This is a genomic window from Microvirga solisilvae (genome assembly GCF_022808595.1).
GTDB classification, from domain to species: Bacteria; Pseudomonadota; Alphaproteobacteria; order Rhizobiales; family Beijerinckiaceae; genus Microvirga; species Microvirga solisilvae.
In genome coordinates this window covers 471,858-496,175 of record NZ_JAKUCN010000002.1, presented here as the reverse complement: position 1 = coordinate 496,175, position 24,318 = coordinate 471,858, and the positions used below count along the sequence as shown (strand labels likewise).

Here is a 24,318-nt window from a genome sequence, read left to right as displayed (position 1 = left end):
TCACGCGCCACCTGTCCTCAGGCGCAGGGCAGCTCCCGAGATGAAACCTCGCAGTCCCTCCTCCGTCAGGGGCTTGCTGACGAAGGTGGCGTTGACCTCGCGGGCGCGTGCGATCACCTCGTCCTGGATATTGGCCGTGATCACGGCAATCGGCATCGTCGGATGGCTCTCCCGGATCTCGGCGGCAAGCTGAAGGCCATCCTTGTCGGGCATGTTGAAGTCGATCATGGCGACGTCGATCTTGCGCGCGGTCAGGTTGCTGAGCGCCTCCTCCGCATTGCCGGCTTCCACCTTCTCCCATTCCGGCTGGAGCGCCGCGAGGGCCTTAGCCGCGACAATACGAGCCAGCTTGCTGTCATCGACGATCAGAACGGTTATCGTCACTTAGGTACTCCGTCAGAATCCAGGCTGCCCGGAACGACCGGAACGATATGGTGGGGAAAAGCGATACTTTTTCTTCTAGAGTAAGTTGGAAGAATGACAACCATCAGGCCCTCTGGGGAGCCATGCCGATCAAGCGGGGATCGGCCAGGGCCGAGACGACCCAGTCACGGATGAACGGGTCCCTGGGGCTCCCCTTCAAGGCGGGCCGCAAGGCCATCAAAACCTGCAGAACGGAAGCATGAAGATGGTCGGCGCCCGACAGGTCGACGGTGCGGCCCGGATCCGCCTGGAGCCAACGCAGCAGGGGCTCCGCGTCTTCGACCCGGCATACCCCCTCCAAAATGATGATAGGACCTTCCAGGCGCACGCTCATCCGATCAGCTCCGGAATATCGAGAATCATGAGGACGCTGCCATCGCCGAGCAATGTGGTGCCCATGACGCCGGGCATCCCGGCCAGGATTCCGGACATGGGCCGCATCAGAACATCCATCCTCTCGGCAAAGCCATCGACCGCGATTCCGACGAGATCGTCGCCCACTGCCATGATGACGACCTTCAGTCCTTGTTGAGACAATTCCAGCGGCCGTGGGATCTCCAGCAAATCGGCGAGTCTTACCAGCGGTAACGTCCGATCGCGCAGGACGAAGGCTTCCGCATCCCGGACGGGAATGACTCGCGCGGCAGGAATGAAAGCCGTTTCCACCACTCCATCGAGGGGAATGCCGTAAAGCTCGCCGCCGATTCTGACGGCCATTACCCGCGCCATGACAAGAGTGAGCGGCAGGGACAGACGGATGGTCGTACCCTGACCCGTGAGAGTGTGTACACTGGCCTGCCCGCCCAATTTCTCGACTGCGCTGCGGACCGCATCCATGCCGACGCCTCGGCCCGACAGATCGGTGACCGCGGAGGCTGTGGAGAAGCCTGGAGCGAAGATGAGCTCGACGGCATCGGCATCGCTCATTCGCGCGAGCTCATCCTCCGGCATGAGTGCACGCTCGCGTGCTACGCGTCTGACAGCAGTCGCATCGATTCCGCGTCCATCATCCTGCACGTCGACCACCACGCGCTCGCCCTCTCGCTGCGCTCGAAGCAAAATCCGGGTCCGTGACGGCTTGCCGGAATTCAGCCGTGCCTGCTCCGGTTCGGCGCCATGATCGATGGCATTGCGCAGCACATGCAGCAGGGGCTCGAACAGCCCCTCCACGACTGCCTTATCCGCTTCGACCTCCTCCCCCTCGATGGAAAGGTCGACACTCTTTCCCAACTGACCGGCGATATCGCGCACCGCGCGCGGAAAGCGTCGGAAGAGATCCCGCATGGGCATCATGCGAACATCCATCACGGCCCTGTGCATCTCCACCACGAGACGATCAATGGCAGCCTGGCTCGCGAGCAGACCCTGTGACAGGGATTTCGCGTCCATCCCATCCTTGGCTTGGCCTGCCAAATGCGCCAAAGCATTCTTGGCCACAACCATCTCGCCTACGAGATCGGCCATACGATCGATCCGCGTGGCATCAACGCGCAGCATCCGTGGTCCGCCGACAGCATCGCCTCCACGGTGCTCGCCATGATTAGCCGCTGCCACATGAGCGGAACGTCCTGAACTTTGCGCAATTTCATGAATCGCCACCTGATCCGGCACGAAGCGGAAGACCGCTTTCACCGCATCGAGGCCGGCACCCGAGATCGCCTCGATCTTGAGATTGCAGGCGAACGGATCGATCTCTGTCGCAGGCGGCCATGGATCGCGATTAAAGAGGTGGACAGCCATAAGATCCGGAACCGCGCGGAGCAGCGCGACCGGATCGTCGCCAGCAAAAAAGCAATCGGCGCGCGGCGTATATCGAATAGCCACAAGATGTTTCGCAGAGCCCTTCACAACTGCCGGATCGATACTCTGGACCAATTCCTCAGCCCAGGACAGATCGACCTGTGGGTCTGTCTGGCTTGTCGCGGATGATCCGTCGTCAGCTTGCTCGCGCAGAACACGCGCCAGACGGTAGCCCTCCTCCGCAGCATCCGGCGGAAGTTGTCCCATCCTTTCGATGGCGCCGACCCAGCGTTCCGTCTGGCCGATGCATTCGAGGAGGGTATCGATGACGATGTTGTCAGTTCTGACCCGTCTTTCCTTGAGAGCCCCAAGAAGATCCTCGGCAGCATGGAGAGCGAGCCCCATGGGCGCGAAGTCGAACAGGCCCACAGATCCCTTGAGGGTGTGAACGGCCCGAAAGGCGCTGTCCATCGACGCGGCCTGATCGGGATCGCGCTCCAGCGCCAGGAGGTCATCCGTGGCCTGCTGTGTCAGCTCGCGTGCTTCGACGATGAAATGTTGGAGAAGATCATCCACGACGCTCATCCTCCGGACGCCGATAGACGATTGCGTCCTCGAAGCGGCACAGCTCGAAACGCTTCGAGATGCGCGCCATCGACTCGGTATGACCGAGGCAGATGTACCCCCCTGGATGCAAAGCATCGTAGAGATTGTTCGCGGCGAGAAGGCGCGACGCGTCGTCGAAATAGATCAGGACGTTGCGGCAGAAAATGATGTCGAAACCGCCCTGCGCCGCAACGGATTCCGCATCGACGATATTGGCTGCGGTGAAGCGCACCGACTCCCGCAGGTCCTGGATCAACGTGCGGTGCCCATCGCGAAGCGGATCGAAGTATCGCTCCACGACATCGCGCGGCAGGCGTGACACGGCGCGCTCATCGTAGTCTCCGGCCTGAGCTGCCATGAGAACCTGAGTATCGATATCGGAGCCCACGATTTCGATGTGATAGGCATCCACCAGCGGCCAGTTTTCCAGGAGCCAGATGGCGATGGAATAAGGCTCTTCTCCCGTCGAGCACGGCACCGACCAGATGCGGACGAGATCTCCAGGCCGTCTGTCCTTAACAATGTTCGGCAGAAGGGAGCGGCTGAGACAGTGCAGCTGATGCTCTTCGCGGTAGAAATAGGTTTCATTGACCGTGAAGATGTTGATCAGGTGCTCGACTTCGCTCGCGTCGGCTTCGATATGCGCGAAATAGGCCGGAAAGGTGCGGGTCCCGGTCGCGAACATGCGGTCGGCGATGCGCCGCTCGATATAGTACCGCTTGCTTTCGCCGAAGATCATGCCAGTGCGCGTGTAGAGAAATGCACAAAGACGGCGGATGTCGTCGGCGCTGAGCACATGGGCCTTGCTCATGACCGCTCCACCATATCCATGATGCGATCCGCGATCTGCTCCAGCGGCGCAACCATCTCGGCGCCGCTGCGGCGGACGAGTTCGCCGGGCATGCCCCACACGACGGCGCTTTCCTCAGACTCGGCAATCGTGCGTCCGCCCTGCTCCTTCAGACGCGTCATCGCCTCCGCGCCATCGCTGCCCATTCCCGTCATCAGCACGCCGACAAGCCGCGCAGGCGCAAAATGCTGCATGGCGCTGTCGACCATGCGGTCGACGCTCGGATGCCAGCGATGCTCCGGCAGTGACGGCGCAGCCATGACCACAGGCCCGTCAGGACGCATGCTGACGATGATGTCCGCATCGCCCTTGCCGATATAGACGTAGCCGGGAGAAAGCGGCATCGGAAAGGTCGTTTCTGTGACCGTGAGAGCGCACAATTTGTCGAGTCGGCGCGCCAGTGGGCCAGTGAACGAACCCGGCATGTGCTGCGCCACCAGAACCGGCCATGGAAAATCGGATGGCAACCGGGACAGCAGGGCATCCAGAGCAGGCGGGCCTCCCGTCGATGCGCCGATCAGGACGAGACCATTCGCGGAAGCTGCTTTGATCTGACGGCGTCCGGTTGATATCGGCATGCGTCGTCGCGTCGTCATGACTGGCGCACGCTGTTCCAGACCGCTGCGCAACCGCACTCGTTCGGCGAGCCTGAGGCTGCTGGGTAGGCGCGCTTGCGATGCGGCGCGGACTTTCTCGATAAGCTGCGGAGCAAGCGTTTCCATTTCAAGGGAAACCGCACGGTCTGGCTTCGTGATGAAATCGACAGCCCCAAGCTCGATGGCCTCAAGCGTAACACCCGCGCCCGCCTCAGTGAGGGACGACACCATCACCACGGGACACGGATTTTCCAACATGATGCGGTCGAGACAGGCCAGGCCGTCCATTTCCGGCATGTTTACATCAAGCGTGATCACATCCGGCTTGAAAGTGCGCAGTTGCTCCAGCGCTTCCACGCCGTTGCGCGCGAAAGCGATCTCGAAATCTCCTTCCGCCGTGAAGACAGCGCCGAGAAGGCGTCGCATCAAAGGGGAATCGTCGACGATCAGCAGCCGGATCACGAAGAGGGTCGCTCCGGCTGGTTCTCGCTCATCGCAGCGAGCAGATCCTTCTCCGCCCGGTCCAGCAAGTCGCGCGGATTGATGAGGAGGATCATTCTTCCTTCGACCTCGATATTCGCGATCCGGTCGATGACCTGGCTTCCTTCCGCAGCCAGATCCGGTGTGGGGCGAAGTTGATCCTGAGGGATCTTGAGGACTTCCGACACGGCATCGACGATGAAGCCTGCTTGCAGATGATCGATCCTGACCACCACGATGCGCTCCCGCCGCCTCTCCCCCTGTCCTTCGACCTTGAACCGCTGTCGCTGATCGATGACCGGAACGACGCGGCCGCGCAGATTCATGACGCCCTCGATGAAGACGGGAGCCTTGGGAACCCGCGTCAGCGTATCCGGCACGCGTATGACCTCATCGACGGCTTCGATGGGCAGACCGTATTCCTCGCCGCCCAACTGAAAAACGATGAATTGCTCATCACCATGGGAGGATAGGTCAGTTGCGCCCATGTCTTCGCTCGTCTCGGTTCGGGATGAAATCTGCTCGATGAGAGCCTGATCGCGAAACAGATGGTCCGTTGACAAAACTGAGACCAAGCGCTGCCCGCCTTCGAGCTGGCAGATCCCCTGGATCTGCGTCTCCGCATTTCCCCGGGTGAGGATCGCCGGTACGGGACCGATCATGGTGGAAGGAATGCGCAGAATCTCCTTCATGGCATCGACCGCAAGACCGACAAGCTGCTCGCCGATCCGCGCCACCACGACCCGCGCCCGGCCACCATCGCGGCTTGCGGCACGCAAGCCGAGCAGAGCGCGAAGGGAGATCAGCGGCAGCATCACACTGCGAAGCGACATCACGCCCAGCATGACGTTTTCCGTCTGCGGCACGATCATGAAATTTTCGGAAAGAGCCACCACCTCGTGAACCGAGGCCAGCGGCAGCGCGAAATCCTGGCTGGCCACTTCGAAGCAGACGAGTGCGACCTTGTCCTGCTCCGTCACCTCCTCGCGAGCGATGCGGGGAGCGGCAACCTGCCGTCCCTGCGCCCGGCGCGTGAGGCTTCCGAAAGCCTTCGCCAATAACGCATCGAGATCGAGAGCACGCATCTGCCCGCTGTCACTCTGCGTATCGCTCACCGAGGTCCCGAGTGATGTGACCCTGTCGATGACAAGACCAACGGGCGCGCCGCGGTCTATCACGACGACGCGCGAGGTCGCGGATGGGGTTTGCTGGCGCCCCAGCAGGTTTTGCAATGACACCACAGGCATCACCGCCCCACGCAGATTGGCTACACCGAGCAGGCTTGCCGGGCCGAGCGGCACGCGTGTCACGGCGGGGGGACGGATGACCTCGGCGACCTGTGATGCGGGCAAGGCGAAACGCTCGCCTCCGACCTCGATAGTCAGAAACGATTCCGCGACGTCCGAAACGGCCGCTTCGGTCACGATCCTACGACTCCCCGATCTGCAATTCGTCCGCCAGGGAAGCAATCTCCTCGATGGCCGCCGCCAGATCCTCGGCACCTCGCGCCTGCTGGCGCGCAGCGGTCGCGGCTTGCGCGGCAGCATGCTGTGCTTGTTCGGCTACGACGGCGATCTGCTGGGTTCCGAGCCTGACTTCGCGAACGGACTCAACAATCGCCTCTGATCCCGACAGGATGGAGGCACTGCCTTGACGAATGGCATCGACATCGGCCTCCACGAGTCCGAGCCGCTCGGCCATCAGAGTATTTTTCGCGATCTCAGTCCCAGCAATGGCGGCGCTATGCTCCAGATCACGCCTTACGATGGTGATCTGATCACGGATCTGGCGCACCACATCCTTGATGCGATCGGCATTCTCGGACGCATCGCGCGCGAGGCTGCGGATATCGCCGGACACGATCGCAAAACCGCGCCCTGCATCTCCTGTCCGCGCCGCTTCGATCGAGCCGCTGACGGCGAGCATGTTGGTCTGAATCGCCACGAGCGCGATACCGTCGACGATCTTTTCGATGCGACGGCTCGACTCGTCCAGCCCACCCATGAGCTCTACGACCGCTCGGGTTTCACGCAGACCTTCCTCGACACCGACAGCCAGCCGTCTGGTGGCGCTGCGATTGTCCCGCAGATCGGACGCGAGCGATTCAATTCGCTCGACCGCAGCGCTGGCGACATCCCGAGAGATGCTCGTTGCCTGCTCGATCTGCTGCATGGCCGCATTAGCCTGCTGGGTAGCAGCCGCCTGCATCTGCGCGCCCCGGCCGATTTGATCGACAGCGGTCATGATCTCGCCTGCCGCGCCTGAGAGTTCCTGAATGGCTGCGGATAATTGCTCCGCGCCCGAACTCACCTGCTCCGCATTGGACATGCTTGCCGTGCTGGACTGCAAATCGTCTGCGAGCGCTGCCAACATCTGCGCCGTCTGCTGGCTCTGATCGAGCGCCACACTCTGCTGCTGCACAGCGCGCTGTGCTTCCGCAGCAGCGGCGGCCTGCTCCTCGGCAGCGCTGGCGATCTGCTCCGCCCCGCGTTGAGCCTCGCGGATGGCGGATTCGGCTTCGACAGCAGCCACGAGAATGGATTGGCTGCCCTCGGCCAGGCGGGCGATATCGGCTCTGATCTTGTCCAGTGCCGTCACCACGCTCCGGCCGTTGGCTGCCTCTCCCGATGCGGTTTCGGCAATATGCTTGATCCGCTGCGCAACCGAGCGCACTTCGTTTCCAATATTCTCGGCGAGTTCCTGAATGTCCTGCGCACTTTTCTCGGAAGCGCCTGCAAGCGCGCGCACTTCGTCGGCAACGACCGCAAAGCCGCGCCCGTTCTCTCCCGCGCGCGCCGCCTCGATGGCCGCATTCAGCGCGAGGAGATTGGTCTGATCGGAAATATCGCCGACCATGCGAATGATCTCGCCGATCTCGGCCGCGCGTTTTTCCAGGAGCGAGACGATATCGACCAATGTTCGTTGGCGTGCCGCATTGGCGTCGACTGCTGCAACGGATGCATCGATCTGAGCTGCCGTCTCGATGAGGAGAGTCTGAAGGTCGGCGGTCTTGGCGCGCGCAGCCTCGGCATGGGTTCGGGCCTCTGAGAACGAAGCGCCCAGGCTTACGATGGCCGTGAGCGATTGCTGGGAGGCACCCGCCGCCTCTTCGGCACCGCTGGCGATCTGCTCCATGGAGCGCCGCAGTTCCTCGGCGGCCGTGGAGGCTTCGGTCACACCGCTCGCCAGCTCTTCGGTCGCAGCGCCGATCCGCTCAGCCGCCTTGTGCTGCCGTGCGCGGACACGCTCACGCGTCCGCCTTTGGGAGGCTACCCCTCTGGCTTGAGTTTGGATTTCATTGGCAGCGGCCGGCTCATCGCCCGCCGGACGGGACATGACCTTGCCCGGAAGCTCGGACGTCTTGACCAATGCCATTGATACCCCTCGAAATTTTTGAAAAGCGTCCGGCTTGCCGTTTCAGCCGGCCAGCCGATCCATCAAGCCGATCGACCCGGACAGAGATTGAGCTTAGTTTTATAGGTGCGCAGACCGCCTGAACAAGGCGTCGGAGGCATTCCTCCTCTAATATAGGGAGCTCTGTGACCGGCTATCTGAGCCGAGCGTACTTAGCGTCTCAGGCGCTTCACATTCGCCCGCACACGCTTGCGGTAGCCTTTGACGACCTTGTGGGCCGATCCTCCACTTGCGACCGTGAGGGAGGCCTCTGTCAAGGCGGCGACCTTCTCCGTGACCATCAGCACGGCCTCGGCAGCCGTTCCCCGGCCAAGCGCAATCTGCGTCAGCCGCGTCCAGATGACGATCTGGGATTCAATGGCCAGGCCGTTCACATCCATAGCCAATTTCACCCACGGGAGAAGCATTAGCACCCTATCCATTTGCTGCGGCTGCGCATGAGCGAGCATTCATGCCGCAGAAACGGCATGAAGGATAGTGAGGCACAATCACATCGAACCGTTATTGCATCACTTCTGCTCGACAAGGCGAATATCTGCGCGGCCGCTCGTGACGTCGGTGATCATGCGAAGGATCTGCGAAGCCCCTTTCTCGGGAAGAGCCGCTTTGATGACTGCCCCCGTTTCGGTAAAGCTCTCGCTTTCGATTCGAACACCCACGGCCCCGGCCAAGCGCGCCTTAACCAGTGCAAGGTCGGAAAAAAGCGCCGTGATCACCGCCTCCTGAACGGCGATGATCTCCACCAGAGGCGCCGCGCGCAGGCACTCCGCAGCTGCTCCACCATAGGCCCGGACCAGACCGCCGCTGCCGAGAAGAATGCCTCCGAACCAGCGGGTCACGAGAACCGCGACATTGTCGAGCTGCAAGCGGTCGATGGCCTGGAGGATCGGCTTTCCCGCCGTGCCGCTCGGCTCCCCATCGTCATTGAACCGATAGCTCTGGCCGATGCGCCAGGCCCAGCAATTGTGGTTGGCCGTGGCATCCGAATGCTCGGCGACGAAAGCCTTCGCCTCCAGCTCGCCCGTGATCGGACCGGCAATGGCGACAAAGCGGCTCTTCTTGACCACACTCTCGATGGATGCGGCGCGCTCCAGGGTAAACATGAGCCCACATAGCTCGTGGAGAACGCTTCACGCAACCGGCCGCTCTCAGGCATGCCCATGAATATGGGGAGAGCTAGTCCCACCACTCCCGCGGCCCCTGCTTGCAGCGATAGCCGACGAAGCACTGGGGAGCATCGGGGCTCGGCACATAAGCCGCTTGAGCGAATTCCGTCGTGTCGCAGAACGACTGGTCGCGCACGAACCGGTCATAGGTAAAACCACCGGTTCCCAAGACGATGGCGCCTCTGGACAGTACGAGCTGGCGGCTTGCCTGGCAGGGCATGCTCAGGGTCGAAGGGCGCGTTTGGGCCTGGGCGCCCGTCACGATCATGGAGAGCGTCAATACGATTGCACCTTTCACCATTTTCACCTCCCGATAGGCACTTCAAGGCGCGGTCTGTTGGATTAGAAATACCCCCAATTCGTCGAGCGAAAAGCAGAGGCGATCTCAAATTTGCTTGAACGTTCCGAAACCACGATCAGCTTGCCCTCAAGCACTCTCCGGAATCATTGACCAACTCGGCTGTTCGGTATAATTTTGATACAAGTTCGCGGATGAGCTTCATTTCCTCATCGTCGTGAAGATCATCCTGAAAAACGCGCTGTTTATCGCGGCCTTGCGCCGTGTCGACTGAAGCCTGCTTCAGCCGCGAAGTTTGTTGCCTTCTGTTTCATGCCAGCAGTCTCTCGGGACAAGGGTGAACGGGGATGGCCGTAGCGCTGATATTGGTTGTGATCGCCCTTGGCTCGGTGGTCTTCCACCTTTTGAGTCCCTGGTGGTGGACGCCCATTGCCTCGAATTGGAGCTATATCGACACCACGATCGTCATCACCTTCTGGATCACTGGCGCGGTCTTCGTCGCAATCATTCTCTTCATGGCCTATTGCATCTATCGCTTTCGCCATCAGCCGGGGCGGCAGGCTCATTACGAACCTGAGAGCAAGCGCCTGGAATTGTGGCTGACTGTCGTGACCGGCGTCGGTGTGGCGGCCATGCTCGCGCCGGGATTGTTCGTCTGGCGGCAGTTCATCACTGTTCCGCAGGACGCTACCGACATCGAAATCCTCGGCCAGCAATGGCAATGGAGCTTCAGACTGCCTGGCCCCGACGGCAAGCTCGGCATTACGGACACACGCCTCGTCAGCCCCGACAATCCACTCGGCATCAGCAAGGAAGACCCGAACGGTCAGGACGACGTGATCGTCGAAGGTGGCGAATTACGCTTACCCGTGGACAAGCCCGTGAAAGCGCTGCTTCGCTCGGTCGACGTCATCCATAATTTCTACGTGCCGGAGATGCGGGCCAAGATGGATCTCGTGCCGGGCCAGGTTTCCTACATCTGGTTCACGCCCACGAGAACCGGCACCTTCGAGATTCTGTGCGCTGAACTCTGCGGCGTCGGCCATCCGCAGATGCGCGGAAGTGTCGTCGTGCAGGAACAGAGCGAATATCAAGCATGGCTCGAAGGTCAGGCGTCGCGGAGCTTCGCGCGCCTCGCGCCTGCGGCTCAATAACAAGCCGTCAAAGACGGCACATCACGGGGCAGAGGAAACGGTGAGGGAGTGATCCCAATGACTGATGTCCCACTCGGCCATGTCGGACCGGCACCCGCAGCCGATGTCGAGGATGTCGAACTCTATCATCCGCATAGCTGGATCACGAAATACGTCTTCAGCCAGGATGCGAAGGTCATTGCCATTCAATATTCCCTGACTGCTCTCTCCGTCGGCCTCATTGCCCTCGTGCTGTCGTGGCTGATGCGCCTGCAGCTCGGCTTTCCGGGCGTCTTCACTTTCATCGATGCGAATGCCTATTACCAGTTCATCACCATGCACGGGATGATGATGGTGGTTTACGTGCTCACCGCGCTCTTTCTCGGCGGCTTCGGCAATTATCTCATTCCGCTGATGGTCGGTGCGCGCGACATGGTGTTTCCCTATGTCAACATGCTGAGCTTCTGGATCTATTTTCTGGCTGTGCTGATCCTCGTTGCGAGCTTCTTCGCACCAGGCGGGCCCACTGGCGCCGGATGGACGCTCTATCCGCCGCAGGCCATCCTGTCCGGCACGCCGGGAGGGCAGGATTGGGGCATTATCCTGATGCTCGTCTCGCTGATGGTCTTCATCATCGGGTTCACCATGGGCGGCCTGAACTACGTAGTGACGGTGCTGCAGGGCCGCGCCCGCGGCATGACGCTGATGCGCATGCCGCTCACCGTTTGGGGCATCTTCACGGCGAGCTTCATGGCGCTTCTTGCTTTCCCGGCGTTATTCGTCGGCGCGGTGATGATGCTGTTCGACAGGGCGCTGGGCACCAGCTTCTTTATGCCGGCGATCGTCGAGATGGGTCAAACTCTCGACCGCAACGGCGGCAGTCCCCTGCTCTTCCAGCACCTGTTCTGGTTCTTCGGCCATCCGGAGGTTTACATCGTCGCCCTGCCCGCCTTCGGCATCGTTTCCGACCTCATCAGCACCCATGCGCGGCGCAACATCTTCGGCTATCGCATGATGGTCTGGGCGCTTCTCGCCATCGGCGCGCTCAGCTTCGTGGTCTGGGCGCACCATATGTATGTAAGCGGAATGAACCCGTATTTCGGCTTCTTCTTCGCCACGACCACGCTCATCATCGCCATTCCCACGGCGATCAAGGTCTATAACTGGGTCCTGACGCTCTGGCGCGGCGACATCCATCTCAACGTGCCGATGCTGTTCGCGCTCGCCTTCATCGTCACCTTCCTGAATGGCGGCCTCACGGGCCTCTTCCTCGGCAATGTGGTTGTCGACGTTCCTTTATCTGACACGATGTTCGTCGTCGCCCATTTCCACATGGTGATGGGCGTCGCGCCCATCCTCGTGATCTTCGGCGCGATCTATCACTGGTATCCGAAAGTCACCGGACGCATGCTGGACGACACGCTCGGCAAAATCCATTTCTGGGTCACATTCCTCGGCGCTTATCTCATTTTCTTTCCCATGCACTATCTCGGCCTCATGGGCGTGCCGCGCCGCTATTATGAGATCGGAGAAATGTCTTTCGTTCCTCTCTCGGCCCATACGCTAAACGCCTTCATCACCATCGTGGCGCTGATCGTCGGTGCCGTGCAACTGCTCTTCGTGTTCAACCTGTTCTGGAGCCTGCGCCACGGCAGGGCATCCGGAGGCAATCCGTGGCGGGCGACCACGCTCGAATGGCAGACGCCCGAGACGCCGCCGCCGCACGGCAATTGGGGCAAGGAAGTCCCTACCGTCTATCGCTGGGCTTATGATTACAGCGTGCCTGGCGCCGCCGAAGATTACATTCCACAGAACCAGCCGGGCACACAATCTTCAGCGGGAATGTCCCATGGGTAGCATCCTCGTTTTCCTGACCGGCCTTCTCATCGTCGCGATCTGGTGGTTGTCGCGGCAAGGCGTGTTGTCGAAGCCATGGCTCGAGCAAGGCGTCGCCGTCGATTTCACGGAGAAGAGCGACCTCTCGTCATCGGCCGCGAGAACAGGCCTTGCCGTCTTCCTTGCCGTGGTCGGCTCTCTCTTCGCGCTCTTTCTGAGCGCCTATGCATTGAGGATGCAGTTACCGGATTGGCGGGATGTTCCGCTTCCGGCGATCCTCTGGCTCAACACGGGCATGCTGATCCTGAGCAGCGTCGCGCTCCAAGGCGCGCGCAAGGCCGCGCGCGAAGGAGAAGAGGACGCGCTGAAGCTCGGCCTTCTCGCGGCAGGCGTGACGGCCCTGGCCTTTCTGTCGGGACAACTCCTCGCATGGCGGCAGTTGAATGCGGAGGGCTATCTCCTCGCCTCGAACTCCGCCAACGCCTTCTTCTATGTGCTGACCGGCATTCATGGCTTGCATCTGCTCGGTGGCCTGATCGCTCTGGGCAGAACCATTCTGCGGGCCTGGCGCGGCACGACGCCGGAGCGCCTGCAGATCAGCGTGGGGCTTTGCGCCACCTATTGGCACTTCATGCTGCTCGTATGGCTTGTTCTCCTGAGTGTCCTCGCCGGATGGGCCGGCAATGTCATCGACATCTGCCGGCAAATTCTGAGTTGAAGGGAATACTTGCATGACGGAGCAAACATTCTCACGCATCGAGACCACCGCCTCAGATCATACGGGTCTGCGCAGCATCGCCGCCGACTTCTCTTCCGACCGGAGTGCGTTCAAGAACGTGTCCTGGGGCAAGGCAATGATGTGGATCTTCCTGCTCAGCGACACTTTCGTGTTCAGCAGTTTCCTCATCGCCTACATGACGGCGCGAATGTCGACCACAGTGCCGTGGCCCAATGCCAGCGAGGTCTTCGCATTGACCATCGGCGGCGTGACGCTCCCGCTGATCCTCATCGCCATCATGACCTTCGTGCTCATCAGCAGCAGCGGAACCATGGCGATGGCCGTGAACTTCGCCTATCGCCGCGACCGCAGGAAGACCGCAGCCCTGATGCTTCTCACCGCCTTGCTCGGCGCGACCTTCGTGGGCATGCAGGCTTTTGAGTGGACCAAGTTGATCCATGAAGGTGTGCGACCATGGAGCAATCCTTGGGGAGCAGCGCAATTCGGCTCGACCTTCTTCATGATCACCGGCTTTCACGGCACCCACGTGACCTTCGGCGTGATCTTTCTCATCATCACGGCAAGAAAAGTCTGGCGCGGCGATTTTGACAATGAACGGAAGGGTTTTTTCACTAGCCGGAAGGGGCGCTACGAAGCCGTGGAGATCATGGGTCTCTACTGGCACTTCGTCGATCTGGTGTGGGTCTTCATCTTCGCATTCTTCTATCTCTGGTAAGAGGCTTCTCATGGCGCAGACAACTGCACCTTCATCCACCCACGCCGAGGGACAGCAGCATCCCATCAAACTCTATCTCGTGGTCTGGGCCTGGCTCTTCATCTTGAGCGCCTGCTCCTATGCGGTCGATTACTTCCAGCTTCAGGGCGCGCTGCGATATTCCCTGATCCTGTTGTTCATGATGCTGAAGGCGGGGCTGATCGTCGCCATCTTCATGCACATGGCCTGGGAGCGATTGTCACTCGTCTATGCCATTCTCGTTCCGATGGCCGCCGTTCTCGTTTTCGTGGCGATCATGGTCTTCGAGGCGGACCACACGCTTTTCTCGCGCATCGCCTATTTCGTCCCCGGCCTTTGACTTTCGCGCATGGAGAGCGCCATGGATGCGAGCATTCTCCTGATCTGGATCGGCGCTCTGCTCATCATCTGCGGCGTGATCTATGGCGCGGCGCTGGCGATCTGGGGAGGGCGATTGAGCGATGCGCGGCTGGATCGCTCATCTCATACGGATGCGAGCCTTGAACCGCGGCAAAGCACCAGAGCCTTCAGTCCAAGGACGCACTGGCCCGCCTTTGCACTGATCCTTGTCGGCAGTATCCTGATCCTGACGAGAACAGCCTTTTGATCGTAGCAGAGATCAAGAAAAAGGGCGCTCACAGCGCCCTTTCAGATCAGTGTCGCAGACCCGGCGCTTCCTGCCCGGTGCGGGCCACGTATTCGGTATAACCGCCGCCATATTGATGGATACCGTCCGGCGTCAGTTCCAGAACACGGTTGGACAACGCTGCCAGGAAGTGACGATCGTGCGAGACGAAGAGCATGGTGCCTTCGTATTTCGACAAGGCCTCGATCAGCATTTCCTTTGTGGCCATGTCGAGATGGTTCGTCGGCTCGTCGAGCACCAGCAGGTTCGGCGGATCGTAGAGCATCTTCGCCATCACCAGACGCGCCTTCTCGCCGCCGGAGAGCACACGGCACTTCTTTTCCGCGTCGTCGCCCGAAAACCCGAAGCAACCGGCGAGCGTGCGCAGCGAGCCTTGTCCGGCCTGCGGAAATGAATCCTCAAGGAACTCGAACACCGTGCGGTCGCCTTCGAGCACCTCCATGGCATGCTGGGCGAAATAGCCCATCTTCACGCCAGCGCCGATGGTCACCGTGCCCTGATTGGGCTCCGTGGTGCCTGCAACGAGCTTCAGGAGCGTGGACTTGCCCGCGCCGTTCACGCCCATCACGCACCAGCGCTCCTTGCGGCTGACGGCGAAGTCGAGCCCTTCATAAATGGTGCGGGTGCCGTAGCTCTTATGCACGTTCTTCAAGCTGATCACGTCATCGCCGGAGCGCGGCGCGGGCAGGAACTCGAAAGTCACGGATTGGCGGCGCTTTGGCGGCTCCACCCGCTCGATCTTCTCCAGCTTCTTCACGCGGCTCTGCACCTGGGCTGCGTGCGAGGCACGGGCCTTGAAACGCTCGATGAACTTGATTTCCTTGGCGAGCATCGCCTGCTGACGCTCGAACTGTGCCTGCTGCTGCTTCTCGTTGAGCGCGCGCTGCTGCTCGTAGAACTCGTAATCGCCGGAGTAGGTGGTGAGCGAGCCGCCATCGATCTCGATGATCTTGTTGACGATGCGGTTCATGAAGGCGCGGTCGTGCGAGGTCATGAGCAGCGCGCCCTCGTAGCCTTTCAGGAACTCCTCCAGCCAGATCAGGCTTTCGAGATCGAGATGGTTGCTCGGCTCGTCGAGCAGCATGGCATCGGGACGCATGAGCAGGATGCGGCCGAGCGCCACGCGCATCTTCCAGCCGCCCGAGAGGCCGCCCACGTCGCCGTCCATCATCTCCTGGCTGAAGCCGAGGCCGTCCAGCACCTCGCGGGCGCGGCCCTCGAGGGAATAGCCGTCGAGTTCCTCGTAGCGCGCCTGCACCTCGCCGTAACGGGCGATGATCTCGTCGAAATTCGCGGCCTGGTCCGGATCCGCCATGGCCGCTTCGAGTGTTTTAAGCTCGGCAGCGACCTCGCTCACGGGGCCTGCGCCATTCATCACCTCGGCCACGGCGCTGTGGCCTTCCATCTCGCCGACATCCTGGCTGAAATAGCCGATGGTCACGCCGCGATCGACGGAGATCTGGCCTTCGTCCGGCTGCTCCTCCTTGGTGATCATGCGGAAGAGCGTCGTCTTGCCGGCGCCGTTCGGCCCCACGAGGCCGACCTTTTCGCCCCTCTGAAGGGTCGCGGAGGCCTCGATGAAGAGGATGCGGTGGCTGTTTTGTTTACTGACGTTCTCGACGCGAATCATAATCTCAAGGCCCAAAGCGGTTGCGGCGGCCTTATGGCACGGGTCGCGCTCGGGGACGAGGGTCCTGCCTCGGGCAAATTGTCAGGCCTCCCGAAGGGAAGGCCCACCCTTAACCATGCCGACAGGAGGAGCAGAAGACCTCATACCAGGCCTAGGATCTTCATCTTACCTTCATCTCGGCAGTGGCATCTGAGCCATGCGGCCCTAAATTGGCCTTTGGTCCTTTTCAGGTCGCACCAAGAGCAAGAACAGGCCGCCCAGAGCCGATACGAGAAAGTGGCAATAACCGATGGCGATCACCCGCGTTCCGACAACCCCGTTCTCCGACCAGCGCCCCGGCACATCGGGCCTGCGCAAGAAGGTGAAGGTCTTCCAGCAGCCGCGCTACGTGGAGAACTTCATCCAGGCGATCTTCGACAATGTGGAAGGCGCGAAGGGTTCGACACTGGTGATCGGCGGCGACGGCCGCTACTTCAATGAAGCGGTGGTGCAGACCGCGCTGAAGATGGCCGCCGCCAACGGCTTCTCGCGCATCCTCGTGGGACAGAAAGGTCTGCTGTCGACACCAGCCGCGTCCTGCGTGATCCGCAAGCACAAGGCCATCGGCGGCCTCGTGCTCTCGGCAAGCCACAATCCCGGCGGGCCCGATGGCGATTTCGGCATCAAGTTCAACATGTCCCATGGCGGCCCATCACCTGAATCCTTCACCGAAGCAGTGTTCAAGCGCGCCAGCGCCATCACCGAATACAAGATTGTCGAGGGTGCCGATATCGATCTCACGCGCATCGGCGAGACCAGGATCGGCGACACGATCGTCGAAGTGATCGATCCGGTGGCCGATTACGCGGAGCTGATGGAACAGCTCATCGATTTCGATGCCGTGTCGGCACTCTTCCGCTCGGGCTTTCGCATGCGCTTCGATGCGCTGAGCGCCATCACCGGGCCTTATGCCAAAACCATTCTTGAAGGCCGCCTCGGCGCAGCGCCGGGTACCGTCGTGAATGCTGAACCGAAGCCCGATTTCGGTGGCCATCATCCCGATCCGAATCCTGTCCACGCCCATGACCTCATGGAGCTGATGATGGGGCCGGACGCCCCCGATTTCGGCGCAGCCTCCGACGGCGACGGCGATCGCAATATGATTGTGGCGCGTGGTCTTTTCGTAACGCCGAGTGACAGCCTTGCGATTCTCACCAGCCATGCGCATCTCGCTCCCGGTTATGCGAAGGGCCTGTCGGGCGTGGCACGCTCCATGCCCACGAGCCGCGCTGCGGACCGTGTCGCAAAAAAGCTCGGCATCAATTGCTTCGAGACGCCCACAGGCTGGAAGTTCTTCGCCAACCTGCTCGATGCAGGTCTCATCACGATCTGCGGCGAGGAGAGCGCGGGCACAGGCTCCAATCACATCCGCGAGAAGGATGGTCTCTGGGCGGTGCTGCTCTGGCTCAATATTCTCGCCGTGGCGAAGAAGCCCGCCGACCAGATCGTGCGCGAGCATTGGGCGACGTATGGGCGTGACTACTACACGCGCCACGATTACGAGGAACTCGAGACTGCACCCGCGAACGAGCTGATGGACAGCCTTCGTGCGAAGCTCGCAAACCTTCCGGGCCAGCGTTTCGGCGGGCTGACCGTGCAGGAATGCGACGACTTTGCTTATACCGATCCGGTCGACCAATCGGTGACGCCGAAGCAAGGCATCCGCATCCTGTTCAAGGAAGATGCCCGCGCCGTGTTCCGTCTTTCGGGCACCGGTACGTCAGGCGCGACCTTGCGCGTCTATCTCGAACGGTTCGAGCCGGATGCGAGCCGCCATAACCTACCCACGGCGGAAGCTTTGGCTCCGGTGATCGAGGCGGCAAATGCCATCGCGGAGATCGCAAAGCGTACGGGCCGCAATGAGCCCAGCGTCATCACCTGAGGGCGATCAATAGATCGCCCAAAGTCCCGGCGTTGCCAGCTCCAGAACATGCCCGTCAGGGTCATGGAAGTAGAGGCTCGTGCCGCCGCGCGACCAGGTGACCTTGCTCGTGATGGGGATGTTGCGCTCGCGCAGCCTCTCCTCCCAGGCGGCAAGCTCTTCAAGTCTGATAGCGAAGCCCATATGGATCGGCCCCTTGCCGTCATGGCCCGGAATCGTCCCGCCGGGCGTCGGCATGTCCTGCGCGGAACCTCCGCGCAGGAAGATCAGCAGCACGCTCCGGCCTCCCACATCGAAAGCGCACATGCGTGGGTTCTCGAACAGAACGGGCAATCCGAGATCGCCCTCATAGAAGGCCCTCGCGCGGGTGAGGTCATCCACGTAAAGGGCTGTTTCGAGGACGGCGTTCAGCTTGGGCATGATGAGCCTTGCAGCAATGTTGCATCAATTTTGATCAGTTGATCTTAGGGCCTCTCCATTTCTCCTTACAGGCCCTGCCTTTTTAAGAGGCGAAAAAATGGGCAGCTTTGCTGACCTTTTAATCTTGCGAACGGGATGGGCAGTTCCTAATTATTGCAGTGCAACACGGCGATTGGCGTCGCCATGTTGTTGCCCTTCTTGGGCGTTTCCTCCCTAAACTTCGGGCCGCTGGTGACAGCGGCCTTTTTTCTTGTCTGCGCAAAGGGTTGGAACTGAGGCAACCTCTCGTCCAGGAACCTCGTGCATTCCCGGCGGTTTCCTCAATCGAAGAATCCCGGGAGAGTTTCGATGGCGACCCGCTCAGACAACCCCAATCACAGAGACATTCCGCCGACGCACACCATCAAGCCGATGGATGCCCCGCCCATGAATGCGGGTTCGACCTCCGCGCAGCTGAAGGGCGACATCAATAGCGGGCGCACCGGCGACAAGAACGAGGTGTTCGATCCCGGCCTGTCGCCTCTCGGAACGGATGACGAAGCCGCCGGCGTTTCGCTGAGCGGGGAACAGGTCGATCTCGCGCGGCACCAAGAAGGTGTGGCTCGCTGGCAGAACGGTAACGATAGGGACAGCTACGCCCACCAGAACTCGCGCAAGGCGCTCTATGCCTATGTGGGCTTTATCGCCCTTGTTCTCGTGCTCTTCGCGGGCGCTTTCTCGATGTTCTGAGGCGGTGCGACGCTGGCACGAACGATGATCTCCGTTTCGAGCCGGATGCGCTTGGGCGACGGATGCCCCTGCAGGAGATCGATAAGAACGGAAGCCGCAGCCTGACCCAGTTCGCGACGCGGCTGATGGATCGTGGTGAGTGCGGGCTCTGCAACCGCAGCGAAATCGATGTCGTCGAAACCGGCCACTGAAATATCTTCGGGAACTCTCAAGCCTGCCGACAGCAGCGTGCGCATCAGCCCGATGGCCATCTCGTCACTGGTGCAGAAAGCCGCCGTCGGGCGCGTCGTACGCCCCACGAGATCTTGCCCCGCCATCACACCGGATTCGATGGTGTAGTCACCGGGCAGCACCAGCGCTGGATCGAAAGGCAACCCAGCAGCCTTCAGCCCATCCTGATATCCGATGAAGCGTTCCTTCTCGAGAATGTTGTGCGCAGGCCCGCTCACATAGGCGATGCTGCGATGGCCAAGGGATGCGAGATGCTGCGTCATCCGGCTTGCAGCAGCGCGGTTGTCGATCTCGATCTGCGGAATATCGGCTGAGGGAATCGCTTCGCAGAGCGCCACCAGCGGAATTCCGGTCTTGGCGGGCGTCCCTTCCCCTTCGCGGGTCTGGCCGAAGAGGTGGCCGTTGAGAAGGATTGCCCCATCGACGCGGCCTGCGGCGGTAAACGCCGCGAAATGCGCCTCCTTCTCGGGAGAGCCGTCGAGATCGCTGATGATCATGCCGTAGCCCGCCTCGAAGAGCCGCTCCTCGATGCCGCGTAGGATTTTGGAGAAGAAGGTGTTCGACAGATCCGGCAGGACGACCAGCACCATCGAGGTTTTCTGGGAGCGGAGCGAGCGTGCGGCAAGATTGGGCACGTAGCCGGTTTTGGCGATGGCCTCCAGCACGCGGGCGCGCGCCTCCGGCGACACCTTCTCCGGCGAGGCCAGCGCACGGCTCACCGTGGCGGTGGAGACATCAGCAAGCTTTGCCACGTCCTGAATGCGCACCGCGCGATGGCCGGATCCATTATCCTCGTCCGGCCTGTCCAAGGCCCCGCTCTCGTCCATGATCCTCCCCTACCTTGGTTCTGTTTGACAGAACGTGCCGTTGCGGTAAAGTCTTCATGTAATCGTTTACATGGTGGCATTGCCAAACAATGGAATGCCCCTAGTTCGATGAAAGACGTCCCGCCAGAGGACGAGATGAAAGCCGGAGGAAACGAATGTCAGCACGCGCCTCATCCAGCTGATCGCCTTTTTCCTTAACTGCTCGAATCAACGCTGTCGCAACCGTGACAGCGAACGGTGATGCTTACCCGGAGCCGCGCATGGATGCCATTCTTCGCGCAGAGAACATCTCGAAGTCGTTCGGACCCATCGAGGTCCTGAGCGGCATTTCACTCGATCTGCGCCCCGGAGAGGTTCATGCGGTCATCGGCGAGAACGGCGCGGGCAAATCCACCCTCATGCGCATTCTCTCCGGCCACCTCCAGCCCACGAAAGGCAGCCTGTCCTTCAAAGGGCAGCCGATCACCTTTTCAGGGCCGGTGGATGCGGAGCATCACGGCATCGTTCTGGTCCACCAGGAAATCCTGCTCGCCGAAGACCTGACGGTCGCGCAGAACCTGTTTCTCGGGCGCGAGATCAGGCGTTTCGGCTTCGTCGACGACAAAACCATGCGCGAGCGCACGCGTGGCATCCTGGCGGAACTCGGAACGAACATCGATCCGGACATCGAAGTGAGGCGCCTGTCGATTGCCGACCGCCAGCTCGTACAGATCGCCCGCGCCCTTCTTGTGCCGCACACGCTCGTCGCCTTTGACGAGCCGACGGCGGTGCTGACCCCCATCGAGGCGGAAAGCCTTTTCACCATCATCCGCAAGCTGCGCGAGCACGGCGTGGCGGTGCTCTACATCTCCCATCGCCTCAACGAGGTGAAAGCTATCGCCGACCGCGTGACGGTTCTGCGCGACGGACGCCACATCGCGACTCGCGATATCGAAGGGCTCGAACCGCTCGAAATGGCGCGCCTCATGGTCGGTCGCGACATGTCGAAGCTCTATCCCGACAAACCGGCCACCGCATCCGATCACGTGATCCTCTCGGTCAGCGACATGGCGGTGCCGGGCTATGTGGAGAGCGCCTCGTTCGAGTTGAAGCGTGGCGAGATCCTCGGCTTCGGCGGCTTGATCGGCGCAGGCCGAACGGAACTCTTCGAGGGCATTGTGGGCCTTCGCCCCAGCCATGGAAAGATCGCCCTCAGGGGCGAGAGCGTTCATTTCCGCGATGCGCGCGAGGCCATGGCGGCGGGCATCGTCTATCTCTCCGAAGACCGTAAGGGCAAGGGCTTGCTGCTGCAGCAGAACTTGCGCGTCAATCTCTCTCTCGCCGCCCTCGACAAGTTCACCCGCGCCTCCTTCATCGACGCAGGCGCAGAGGAGAAAGCGCTCGATGGCGCGATCAAGGATTTCGACATCCGTACCCGCAGCCGCGATCTTTTGGCGGGCCAACTCTCCGGCGGCAACCAGCAGAAACTCCTGCTTGCCAAGATGATGCTGCTCGATCCGCGCATCATCATCATCGACGAGCCGACGCGCGGCGTCGACATCGGCACCAAGGAACAGATCTACCGCTTCATCGCGGGGCTTGCCGAGAACGGACTCTCGGTCGTCGTCATCTCGTCCGAAATGCAGGAGCTGATCGGCCTGTGCCACCGGGTCGTGGTGATGCGCAATGGGCGCGTCGCCGGCGAAGTCCGGCAAGCCGATCTCTCCGAGGATTCCATCGTTTATCTCGCCACTGGCGTTCATGAAGAAAGGGCGGCGGAAATCGCCGCGGGCCACGCATGACCGAAACCGTGCTTCGCACCGGCGCCGAGAAGCGCAAATTCAAGATCGACATGCGGGCGCTCTCGCCCTTCATCGCACTGGTCGTGCTGGCGATCGCCGGCGCGCTCATCAATCCCGACTTCCTGACGGCTTCGAACATCCTCAACGTCGTCACACGCTCGGCCTTCATCGCCATCATCGCGGTGGGCGCGACCTTCGTGATCGCCGGCGGCGGCCTCGACTTGTCCGTCGGATCCATGGCGGCGCTGACCGCGGGCGTGATGATCCTCACCCTCAACTCGCTCGGCGGCGCGGATGCGAGCACGCTCGCCATCGGCATGCTGGTGGCCATCGGCCTGAGCGCCGCATGCGGCTTGGGCAACGGCCTCATCGTTACTTTCGGGCGAATAGAGCCCTTTATCGTGACGCTGGGCACCATGGGCATCTTCCGCTCGCTCGTGGTGTGGCTTGCTGCCGGCGGCACCATCACCATGCGCAATTTCGAGCTGCGCGAACTCTATCGCCCGGTCTATTTCGGCAGCGTCTTCGGCATCCCCGTGCCGATCATCGCCTTCCTCGTGGTCGCCGCCATCGGCGCGCTGATCCTCTACCGTACTTCGTTCGGCCGTCATGTGGTGGCGCTCGGCTCCAACGAGGACGTGGCGCGCTATTCCGGCGTGCCGATCTGGCGCGTGCGCACGCTCACCTACATCATCCAGGGCATCTGCGTCGGCATCGCGGTGCTGGTCTATGTGCCGCGCCTCGGCTCCGCCACGCCCACCACGGGCCTTTTGTGGGAATTGCAGGCTATCACCGCCGTCGTCATCGGCGGCACGGCGCTCAGGGGCGGCGTCGGCCGCATCTGGGGCACCGTCGTCGGCGCGGTGATCCTCGAACTCGTCGCCAACATCATGGTGCTGTCGAACTTCGTCTCCGAATTCCTCGTGGGCGCGGTTCAAGGTGCCATCATCATTATCGCCATGCTCGTGCAGCGGTCCGTCCACCGCGGGCGATGACACCGGGGCGAAGTCTCCGGAACTAAGGACGAAGGGCTTGAAACCAAACCCTCCAGGGAGGAACGAATGAAAGCAACGGCACTCAAACTCGCTCTCGCCGCAGGCCTGATGACAGGCGTGGCGACGAGCGCGGTGGCGCAGCAGAAGAACGTGACGATCGCCGTCTCGATTCCTGCCGCCACTCACGGCTGGACCGGCGGCGTGGTCTATCACGCTCAGGAAACCGCCAAGCAGCTCGAGAAGGGCTATCCGGGTCTCAAGGTGATCGTGAAGACCTCGCCCGACGGCGCGGCTCAGGCGAACGCCCTCGACGATCTCATGGCGCAGAAGGTCGACGCCCTCGTCGTCCTGCCCTTCAACTCGGACGAGCTGACGAACCCGGCTCGCGAAGTGAAGAAGCGCGGTACCTTCATCACGGTCGTCGACCGTGGCCTGAAGGATCCCTCGATCCAGGACATCTATGTCGCCGGCAACAATCCGGAATTCGGCCGCGTCGCAGGCAAATACTTCGTCGACAACCTGAAGCAGGGCAATGTCGTCGTCTTCCGCGGCATTCCCACCGTGATCGACGAGGAGCGCGTGTCGAACTTCGAGAAGGCTCTCGAAGGCTCGGGCGTGAAGGTCATCGACAAGCAATATGCCAACTGGAACCGTGACGACGCATTCAAGGTGATGCAGGACTTCCTGTCTAAGCATCCGAAGATCGACGCGGTGTGGGCCTCGGACGACGACATGGCGCTCGGCGTCATGGAAGCCATCCGCCAGGCCAAACGCGAGGACATCAAGTTCGTCCTCGGCGGCGCCGGCATGAAGGACATGATCAAGAAGGTCATGGACGGCGACAAGATGATCCCCGCCGACGTGTCCTACCCGCCGTCGATGATCTCCACCGCCATGGGCGTCACTGCAGCGCATTTCTACACCAACGCCCCCATGCGCGGCACCTACGTGCTCAACGCTCAGCTGATCACGAAGGACAACGCCAAGGAGCATTACTTCCCTGAATCGCCGTTCTAACGGCCGCGAACCCTCGCCCCTCCTCACCGAGGGGCGAGGCAACGGCAAGCCGCAGGCGCATGAGCGGGCGGCTTTCCCTTGCCTGTCAGTCTCTTTTTCGCAGTCGC

At 61.3% G+C, this 24,318-nt stretch carries 24 protein-coding genes and 1 pseudogene; 12 read left to right on the top strand and 13 right to left on the bottom strand.

Translation table 11 applies throughout. The annotated features are described in order from the left end of the window. The 10 genes from MJ639_RS06945 to MJ639_RS06900 form a co-directional block, all read right to left on the bottom strand. Nucleotides 1-384 (bottom strand): response regulator transcription factor, encoded by a 384-nt coding sequence (locus tag MJ639_RS06945; protein WP_243369617.1) that lies wholly within the window; start codon nucleotides 382-384, stop codon nucleotides 1-3. Between the two features lie 103 nt (nucleotides 385-487). Then, a complete protein-coding gene (locus MJ639_RS06940; protein WP_243369615.1) occupies nucleotides 488-757 on the bottom strand; it encodes a hypothetical protein in 270 nt (89 codons plus the stop codon). Then, complete coding sequence (locus MJ639_RS06935; protein ID WP_243369613.1) at nucleotides 754-2,739, bottom strand: chemotaxis protein CheA; 1,986 nt, start codon at nucleotides 2,737-2,739, stop codon at nucleotides 754-756. The genes MJ639_RS06940 and MJ639_RS06935 overlap by 4 nt, the downstream gene beginning before the upstream one ends. Beyond that, nucleotides 2,732-3,580: a CheR family methyltransferase gene (locus MJ639_RS06930; protein WP_243369611.1), complete on the bottom strand. Its 849-nt coding sequence runs from the start codon at nucleotides 3,578-3,580 to the stop codon at nucleotides 2,732-2,734. The genes MJ639_RS06935 and MJ639_RS06930 overlap by 8 nt, the downstream gene beginning before the upstream one ends. Further along, entirely contained in the window at nucleotides 3,577-4,677 is a 1,101-nt protein-coding gene (gene cheB / locus MJ639_RS06925; RefSeq protein WP_243369609.1) for a chemotaxis-specific protein-glutamate methyltransferase CheB, read from the bottom strand. Before cheB ends, MJ639_RS06930 begins: the two co-directional genes overlap by 4 nt. Next, a complete protein-coding gene (locus MJ639_RS06920; RefSeq protein WP_243369607.1) occupies nucleotides 4,674-6,119 on the bottom strand; it encodes a chemotaxis protein CheW in 1,446 nt (481 codons plus the stop codon). The genes cheB and MJ639_RS06920 overlap by 4 nt, the downstream gene beginning before the upstream one ends. A 4-nt stretch (nucleotides 6,120-6,123) precedes the next feature. After that, complete coding sequence (locus MJ639_RS06915) at nucleotides 6,124-8,070, bottom strand: methyl-accepting chemotaxis protein (protein ID WP_243369605.1); 1,947 nt, start codon at nucleotides 8,068-8,070, stop codon at nucleotides 6,124-6,126. A 191-nt stretch (nucleotides 8,071-8,261) separates the two neighbouring features. Continuing rightward, nucleotides 8,262-8,489 (bottom strand): hypothetical protein, encoded by a 228-nt coding sequence (locus MJ639_RS06910; RefSeq protein ID WP_243369603.1) that lies wholly within the window; start codon nucleotides 8,487-8,489, stop codon nucleotides 8,262-8,264. A 129-nt stretch (nucleotides 8,490-8,618) separates the two neighbouring features. Then, entirely contained in the window at nucleotides 8,619-9,212 is a 594-nt protein-coding gene (locus MJ639_RS06905; RefSeq protein WP_243369602.1) for an IMPACT family protein, read from the bottom strand. 73 nt (nucleotides 9,213-9,285) lie between these two features. After that, on the bottom strand, nucleotides 9,286-9,576 hold the full coding sequence (locus tag MJ639_RS06900; RefSeq protein ID WP_243369600.1) for a hypothetical protein: 291 nt from the start codon (nucleotides 9,574-9,576) through the stop codon (nucleotides 9,286-9,288). A gap of 344 nt (nucleotides 9,577-9,920) precedes the next feature. On the opposite strand from MJ639_RS06900, the gene MJ639_RS06895 reads away from it, so the two are divergent. Genes MJ639_RS06895 through MJ639_RS06870 form a run of 6 tightly spaced genes read left to right on the top strand, consistent with a single transcriptional unit; the run spans nucleotide 9,921 to nucleotide 14,621 of the window. Next, complete coding sequence (locus tag MJ639_RS06895) at nucleotides 9,921-10,727, top strand: cytochrome c oxidase subunit II (protein ID WP_243369598.1); 807 nt, start codon at nucleotides 9,921-9,923, stop codon at nucleotides 10,725-10,727. Nucleotides 10,728-10,784: 57 nt separating this feature from the next. After that, the gene (gene ctaD / locus MJ639_RS06890) at nucleotides 10,785-12,563 is read left to right on the top strand and encodes a cytochrome c oxidase subunit I (protein ID WP_243369596.1); all 1,779 of its coding nucleotides are present in this window, start codon (nucleotides 10,785-10,787) and stop codon (nucleotides 12,561-12,563) included. Then, nucleotides 12,556-13,260: a cytochrome c oxidase subunit 3 gene (locus tag MJ639_RS06885; RefSeq protein WP_243369594.1), complete on the top strand. Its 705-nt coding sequence runs from the start codon at nucleotides 12,556-12,558 to the stop codon at nucleotides 13,258-13,260. Before ctaD ends, MJ639_RS06885 begins: the two co-directional genes overlap by 8 nt. Nucleotides 13,261-13,273: 13 nt before the next feature. Continuing rightward, the gene (locus tag MJ639_RS06880) at nucleotides 13,274-13,996 is read left to right on the top strand and encodes a heme-copper oxidase subunit III family protein (protein WP_243369592.1); all 723 of its coding nucleotides are present in this window, start codon (nucleotides 13,274-13,276) and stop codon (nucleotides 13,994-13,996) included. A 10-nt stretch (nucleotides 13,997-14,006) separates the two neighbouring features. Next, the gene (locus MJ639_RS06875) at nucleotides 14,007-14,354 is read left to right on the top strand and encodes a cytochrome C oxidase subunit IV family protein (RefSeq protein WP_243369590.1); all 348 of its coding nucleotides are present in this window, start codon (nucleotides 14,007-14,009) and stop codon (nucleotides 14,352-14,354) included. Between the two features lie 21 nt (nucleotides 14,355-14,375). Then, on the top strand, nucleotides 14,376-14,621 hold the full coding sequence (locus tag MJ639_RS06870; RefSeq protein ID WP_243369588.1) for a hypothetical protein: 246 nt from the start codon (nucleotides 14,376-14,378) through the stop codon (nucleotides 14,619-14,621). 46 nt (nucleotides 14,622-14,667) lie between these two features. Here the strand turns inward: MJ639_RS06870 and MJ639_RS06865 are convergent, their stop codons facing one another. Then, nucleotides 14,668-16,290: an ABC-F family ATP-binding cassette domain-containing protein gene (locus MJ639_RS06865; protein WP_243369586.1), complete on the bottom strand. Its 1,623-nt coding sequence runs from the start codon at nucleotides 16,288-16,290 to the stop codon at nucleotides 14,668-14,670. A gap of 289 nt (nucleotides 16,291-16,579) precedes the next feature. Between MJ639_RS06865 and MJ639_RS06860 the strand changes: the two genes are divergently transcribed. Continuing rightward, on the top strand, nucleotides 16,580-18,211 hold the full coding sequence (locus MJ639_RS06860) for an alpha-D-glucose phosphate-specific phosphoglucomutase (protein WP_243369584.1): 1,632 nt from the start codon (nucleotides 16,580-16,582) through the stop codon (nucleotides 18,209-18,211). 6 nt (nucleotides 18,212-18,217) lie between these two features. Here the strand turns inward: MJ639_RS06860 and MJ639_RS06855 are convergent, their stop codons facing one another. Continuing rightward, nucleotides 18,218-18,631, bottom strand: a complete 414-nt coding sequence (locus MJ639_RS06855) for a VOC family protein (protein ID WP_243369582.1) — start codon at nucleotides 18,629-18,631, stop codon at nucleotides 18,218-18,220. A 348-nt stretch (nucleotides 18,632-18,979) separates the two neighbouring features. On the opposite strand from MJ639_RS06855, the gene MJ639_RS06850 reads away from it, so the two are divergent. After that, complete coding sequence (locus MJ639_RS06850; RefSeq protein WP_243369580.1) at nucleotides 18,980-19,360, top strand: hypothetical protein; 381 nt, start codon at nucleotides 18,980-18,982, stop codon at nucleotides 19,358-19,360. Here MJ639_RS06850 and MJ639_RS06845 read toward each other — a convergent pair. Further along, the gene (locus MJ639_RS06845) at nucleotides 19,300-20,418 is read right to left on the bottom strand and encodes a LacI family DNA-binding transcriptional regulator (RefSeq protein ID WP_243369578.1); all 1,119 of its coding nucleotides are present in this window, start codon (nucleotides 20,416-20,418) and stop codon (nucleotides 19,300-19,302) included. The two genes, MJ639_RS06850 and MJ639_RS06845, sit on opposite strands and share 61 nt — an antisense overlap. Nucleotides 20,419-20,747: 329 nt before the next feature. Between MJ639_RS06845 and MJ639_RS17905 the strand changes: the two are divergent. From MJ639_RS17905 to MJ639_RS06830, 4 genes and pseudogenes are all read left to right on the top strand, one after another. Further along, nucleotides 20,748-21,173, top strand: a pseudogene (locus tag MJ639_RS17905) (ATP-binding cassette domain-containing protein); the annotation flags it as partial. A gap of 198 nt (nucleotides 21,174-21,371) precedes the next feature. Continuing rightward, entirely contained in the window at nucleotides 21,372-22,199 is an 828-nt protein-coding gene (locus MJ639_RS17900; protein WP_423790762.1) for an ATP-binding cassette domain-containing protein, read from the top strand. Further along, nucleotides 22,196-23,194, top strand: a complete 999-nt coding sequence (locus MJ639_RS06835) for an ABC transporter permease (RefSeq protein ID WP_243369574.1) — start codon at nucleotides 22,196-22,198, stop codon at nucleotides 23,192-23,194. Before MJ639_RS17900 ends, MJ639_RS06835 begins: the two co-directional genes overlap by 4 nt. Nucleotides 23,195-23,260: 66 nt before the next feature. Then, the gene (locus tag MJ639_RS06830; RefSeq protein ID WP_243369572.1) at nucleotides 23,261-24,211 is read left to right on the top strand and encodes an ABC transporter substrate-binding protein; all 951 of its coding nucleotides are present in this window, start codon (nucleotides 23,261-23,263) and stop codon (nucleotides 24,209-24,211) included. Nucleotides 24,212-24,318: the final 107 nt, after the last annotated feature.

What these genes read in the sequence shown, in the direction of transcription:
- MJ639_RS06870 (WP_243369588.1), top strand. Translation starts at nt 14,376, where the DNA reads ATGGATGCGAGCATTCTCCTGATCTGGATCGGCGCTCTGCTCATCATC.
- MJ639_RS06940 (WP_243369615.1), bottom strand. Translation starts at nt 757, where the DNA reads ATGAGCGTGCGCCTGGAAGGTCCTATCATCATTTTGGAGGGGGTATGC.
- MJ639_RS06895 (WP_243369598.1), top strand. Translation starts at nt 9,921, where the DNA reads ATGGCCGTAGCGCTGATATTGGTTGTGATCGCCCTTGGCTCGGTGGTC.
- ctaD (WP_243369596.1), top strand. Translation starts at nt 10,785, where the DNA reads ATGACTGATGTCCCACTCGGCCATGTCGGACCGGCACCCGCAGCCGAT.
- MJ639_RS06855 (WP_243369582.1), bottom strand. Translation starts at nt 18,631, where the DNA reads ATGCCCAAGCTGAACGCCGTCCTCGAAACAGCCCTTTACGTGGATGAC.
- MJ639_RS06880 (WP_243369592.1), top strand. Translation starts at nt 13,274, where the DNA reads ATGACGGAGCAAACATTCTCACGCATCGAGACCACCGCCTCAGATCAT.
- MJ639_RS06850 (WP_243369580.1), top strand. Translation starts at nt 18,980, where the DNA reads ATGGCGACCCGCTCAGACAACCCCAATCACAGAGACATTCCGCCGACG.
- MJ639_RS06845 (WP_243369578.1), bottom strand. Translation starts at nt 20,418, where the DNA reads ATGGACGAGAGCGGGGCCTTGGACAGGCCGGACGAGGATAATGGATCC.
- MJ639_RS06930 (WP_243369611.1), bottom strand. Translation starts at nt 3,580, where the DNA reads ATGAGCAAGGCCCATGTGCTCAGCGCCGACGACATCCGCCGTCTTTGT.
- MJ639_RS06835 (WP_243369574.1), top strand. Translation starts at nt 22,196, where the DNA reads ATGACCGAAACCGTGCTTCGCACCGGCGCCGAGAAGCGCAAATTCAAG.
- MJ639_RS06905 (WP_243369602.1), bottom strand. Translation starts at nt 9,212, where the DNA reads ATGTTTACCCTGGAGCGCGCCGCATCCATCGAGAGTGTGGTCAAGAAG.
- MJ639_RS06830 (WP_243369572.1), top strand. Translation starts at nt 23,261, where the DNA reads ATGAAAGCAACGGCACTCAAACTCGCTCTCGCCGCAGGCCTGATGACA.
- MJ639_RS06860 (WP_243369584.1), top strand. Translation starts at nt 16,580, where the DNA reads ATGGCGATCACCCGCGTTCCGACAACCCCGTTCTCCGACCAGCGCCCC.
- MJ639_RS06885 (WP_243369594.1), top strand. Translation starts at nt 12,556, where the DNA reads ATGGGTAGCATCCTCGTTTTCCTGACCGGCCTTCTCATCGTCGCGATC.
- MJ639_RS17900 (WP_423790762.1), top strand. Translation starts at nt 21,372, where the DNA reads ATGGCGCGCCTCATGGTCGGTCGCGACATGTCGAAGCTCTATCCCGAC.
- MJ639_RS06900 (WP_243369600.1), bottom strand. Translation starts at nt 9,576, where the DNA reads ATGGTGAAAGGTGCAATCGTATTGACGCTCTCCATGATCGTGACGGGC.
- MJ639_RS06865 (WP_243369586.1), bottom strand. Translation starts at nt 16,290, where the DNA reads ATGATTCGCGTCGAGAACGTCAGTAAACAAAACAGCCACCGCATCCTC.
- MJ639_RS06915 (WP_243369605.1), bottom strand. Translation starts at nt 8,070, where the DNA reads ATGGCATTGGTCAAGACGTCCGAGCTTCCGGGCAAGGTCATGTCCCGT.
- MJ639_RS06875 (WP_243369590.1), top strand. Translation starts at nt 14,007, where the DNA reads ATGGCGCAGACAACTGCACCTTCATCCACCCACGCCGAGGGACAGCAG.
- MJ639_RS06910 (WP_243369603.1), bottom strand. Translation starts at nt 8,489, where the DNA reads ATGGATGTGAACGGCCTGGCCATTGAATCCCAGATCGTCATCTGGACG.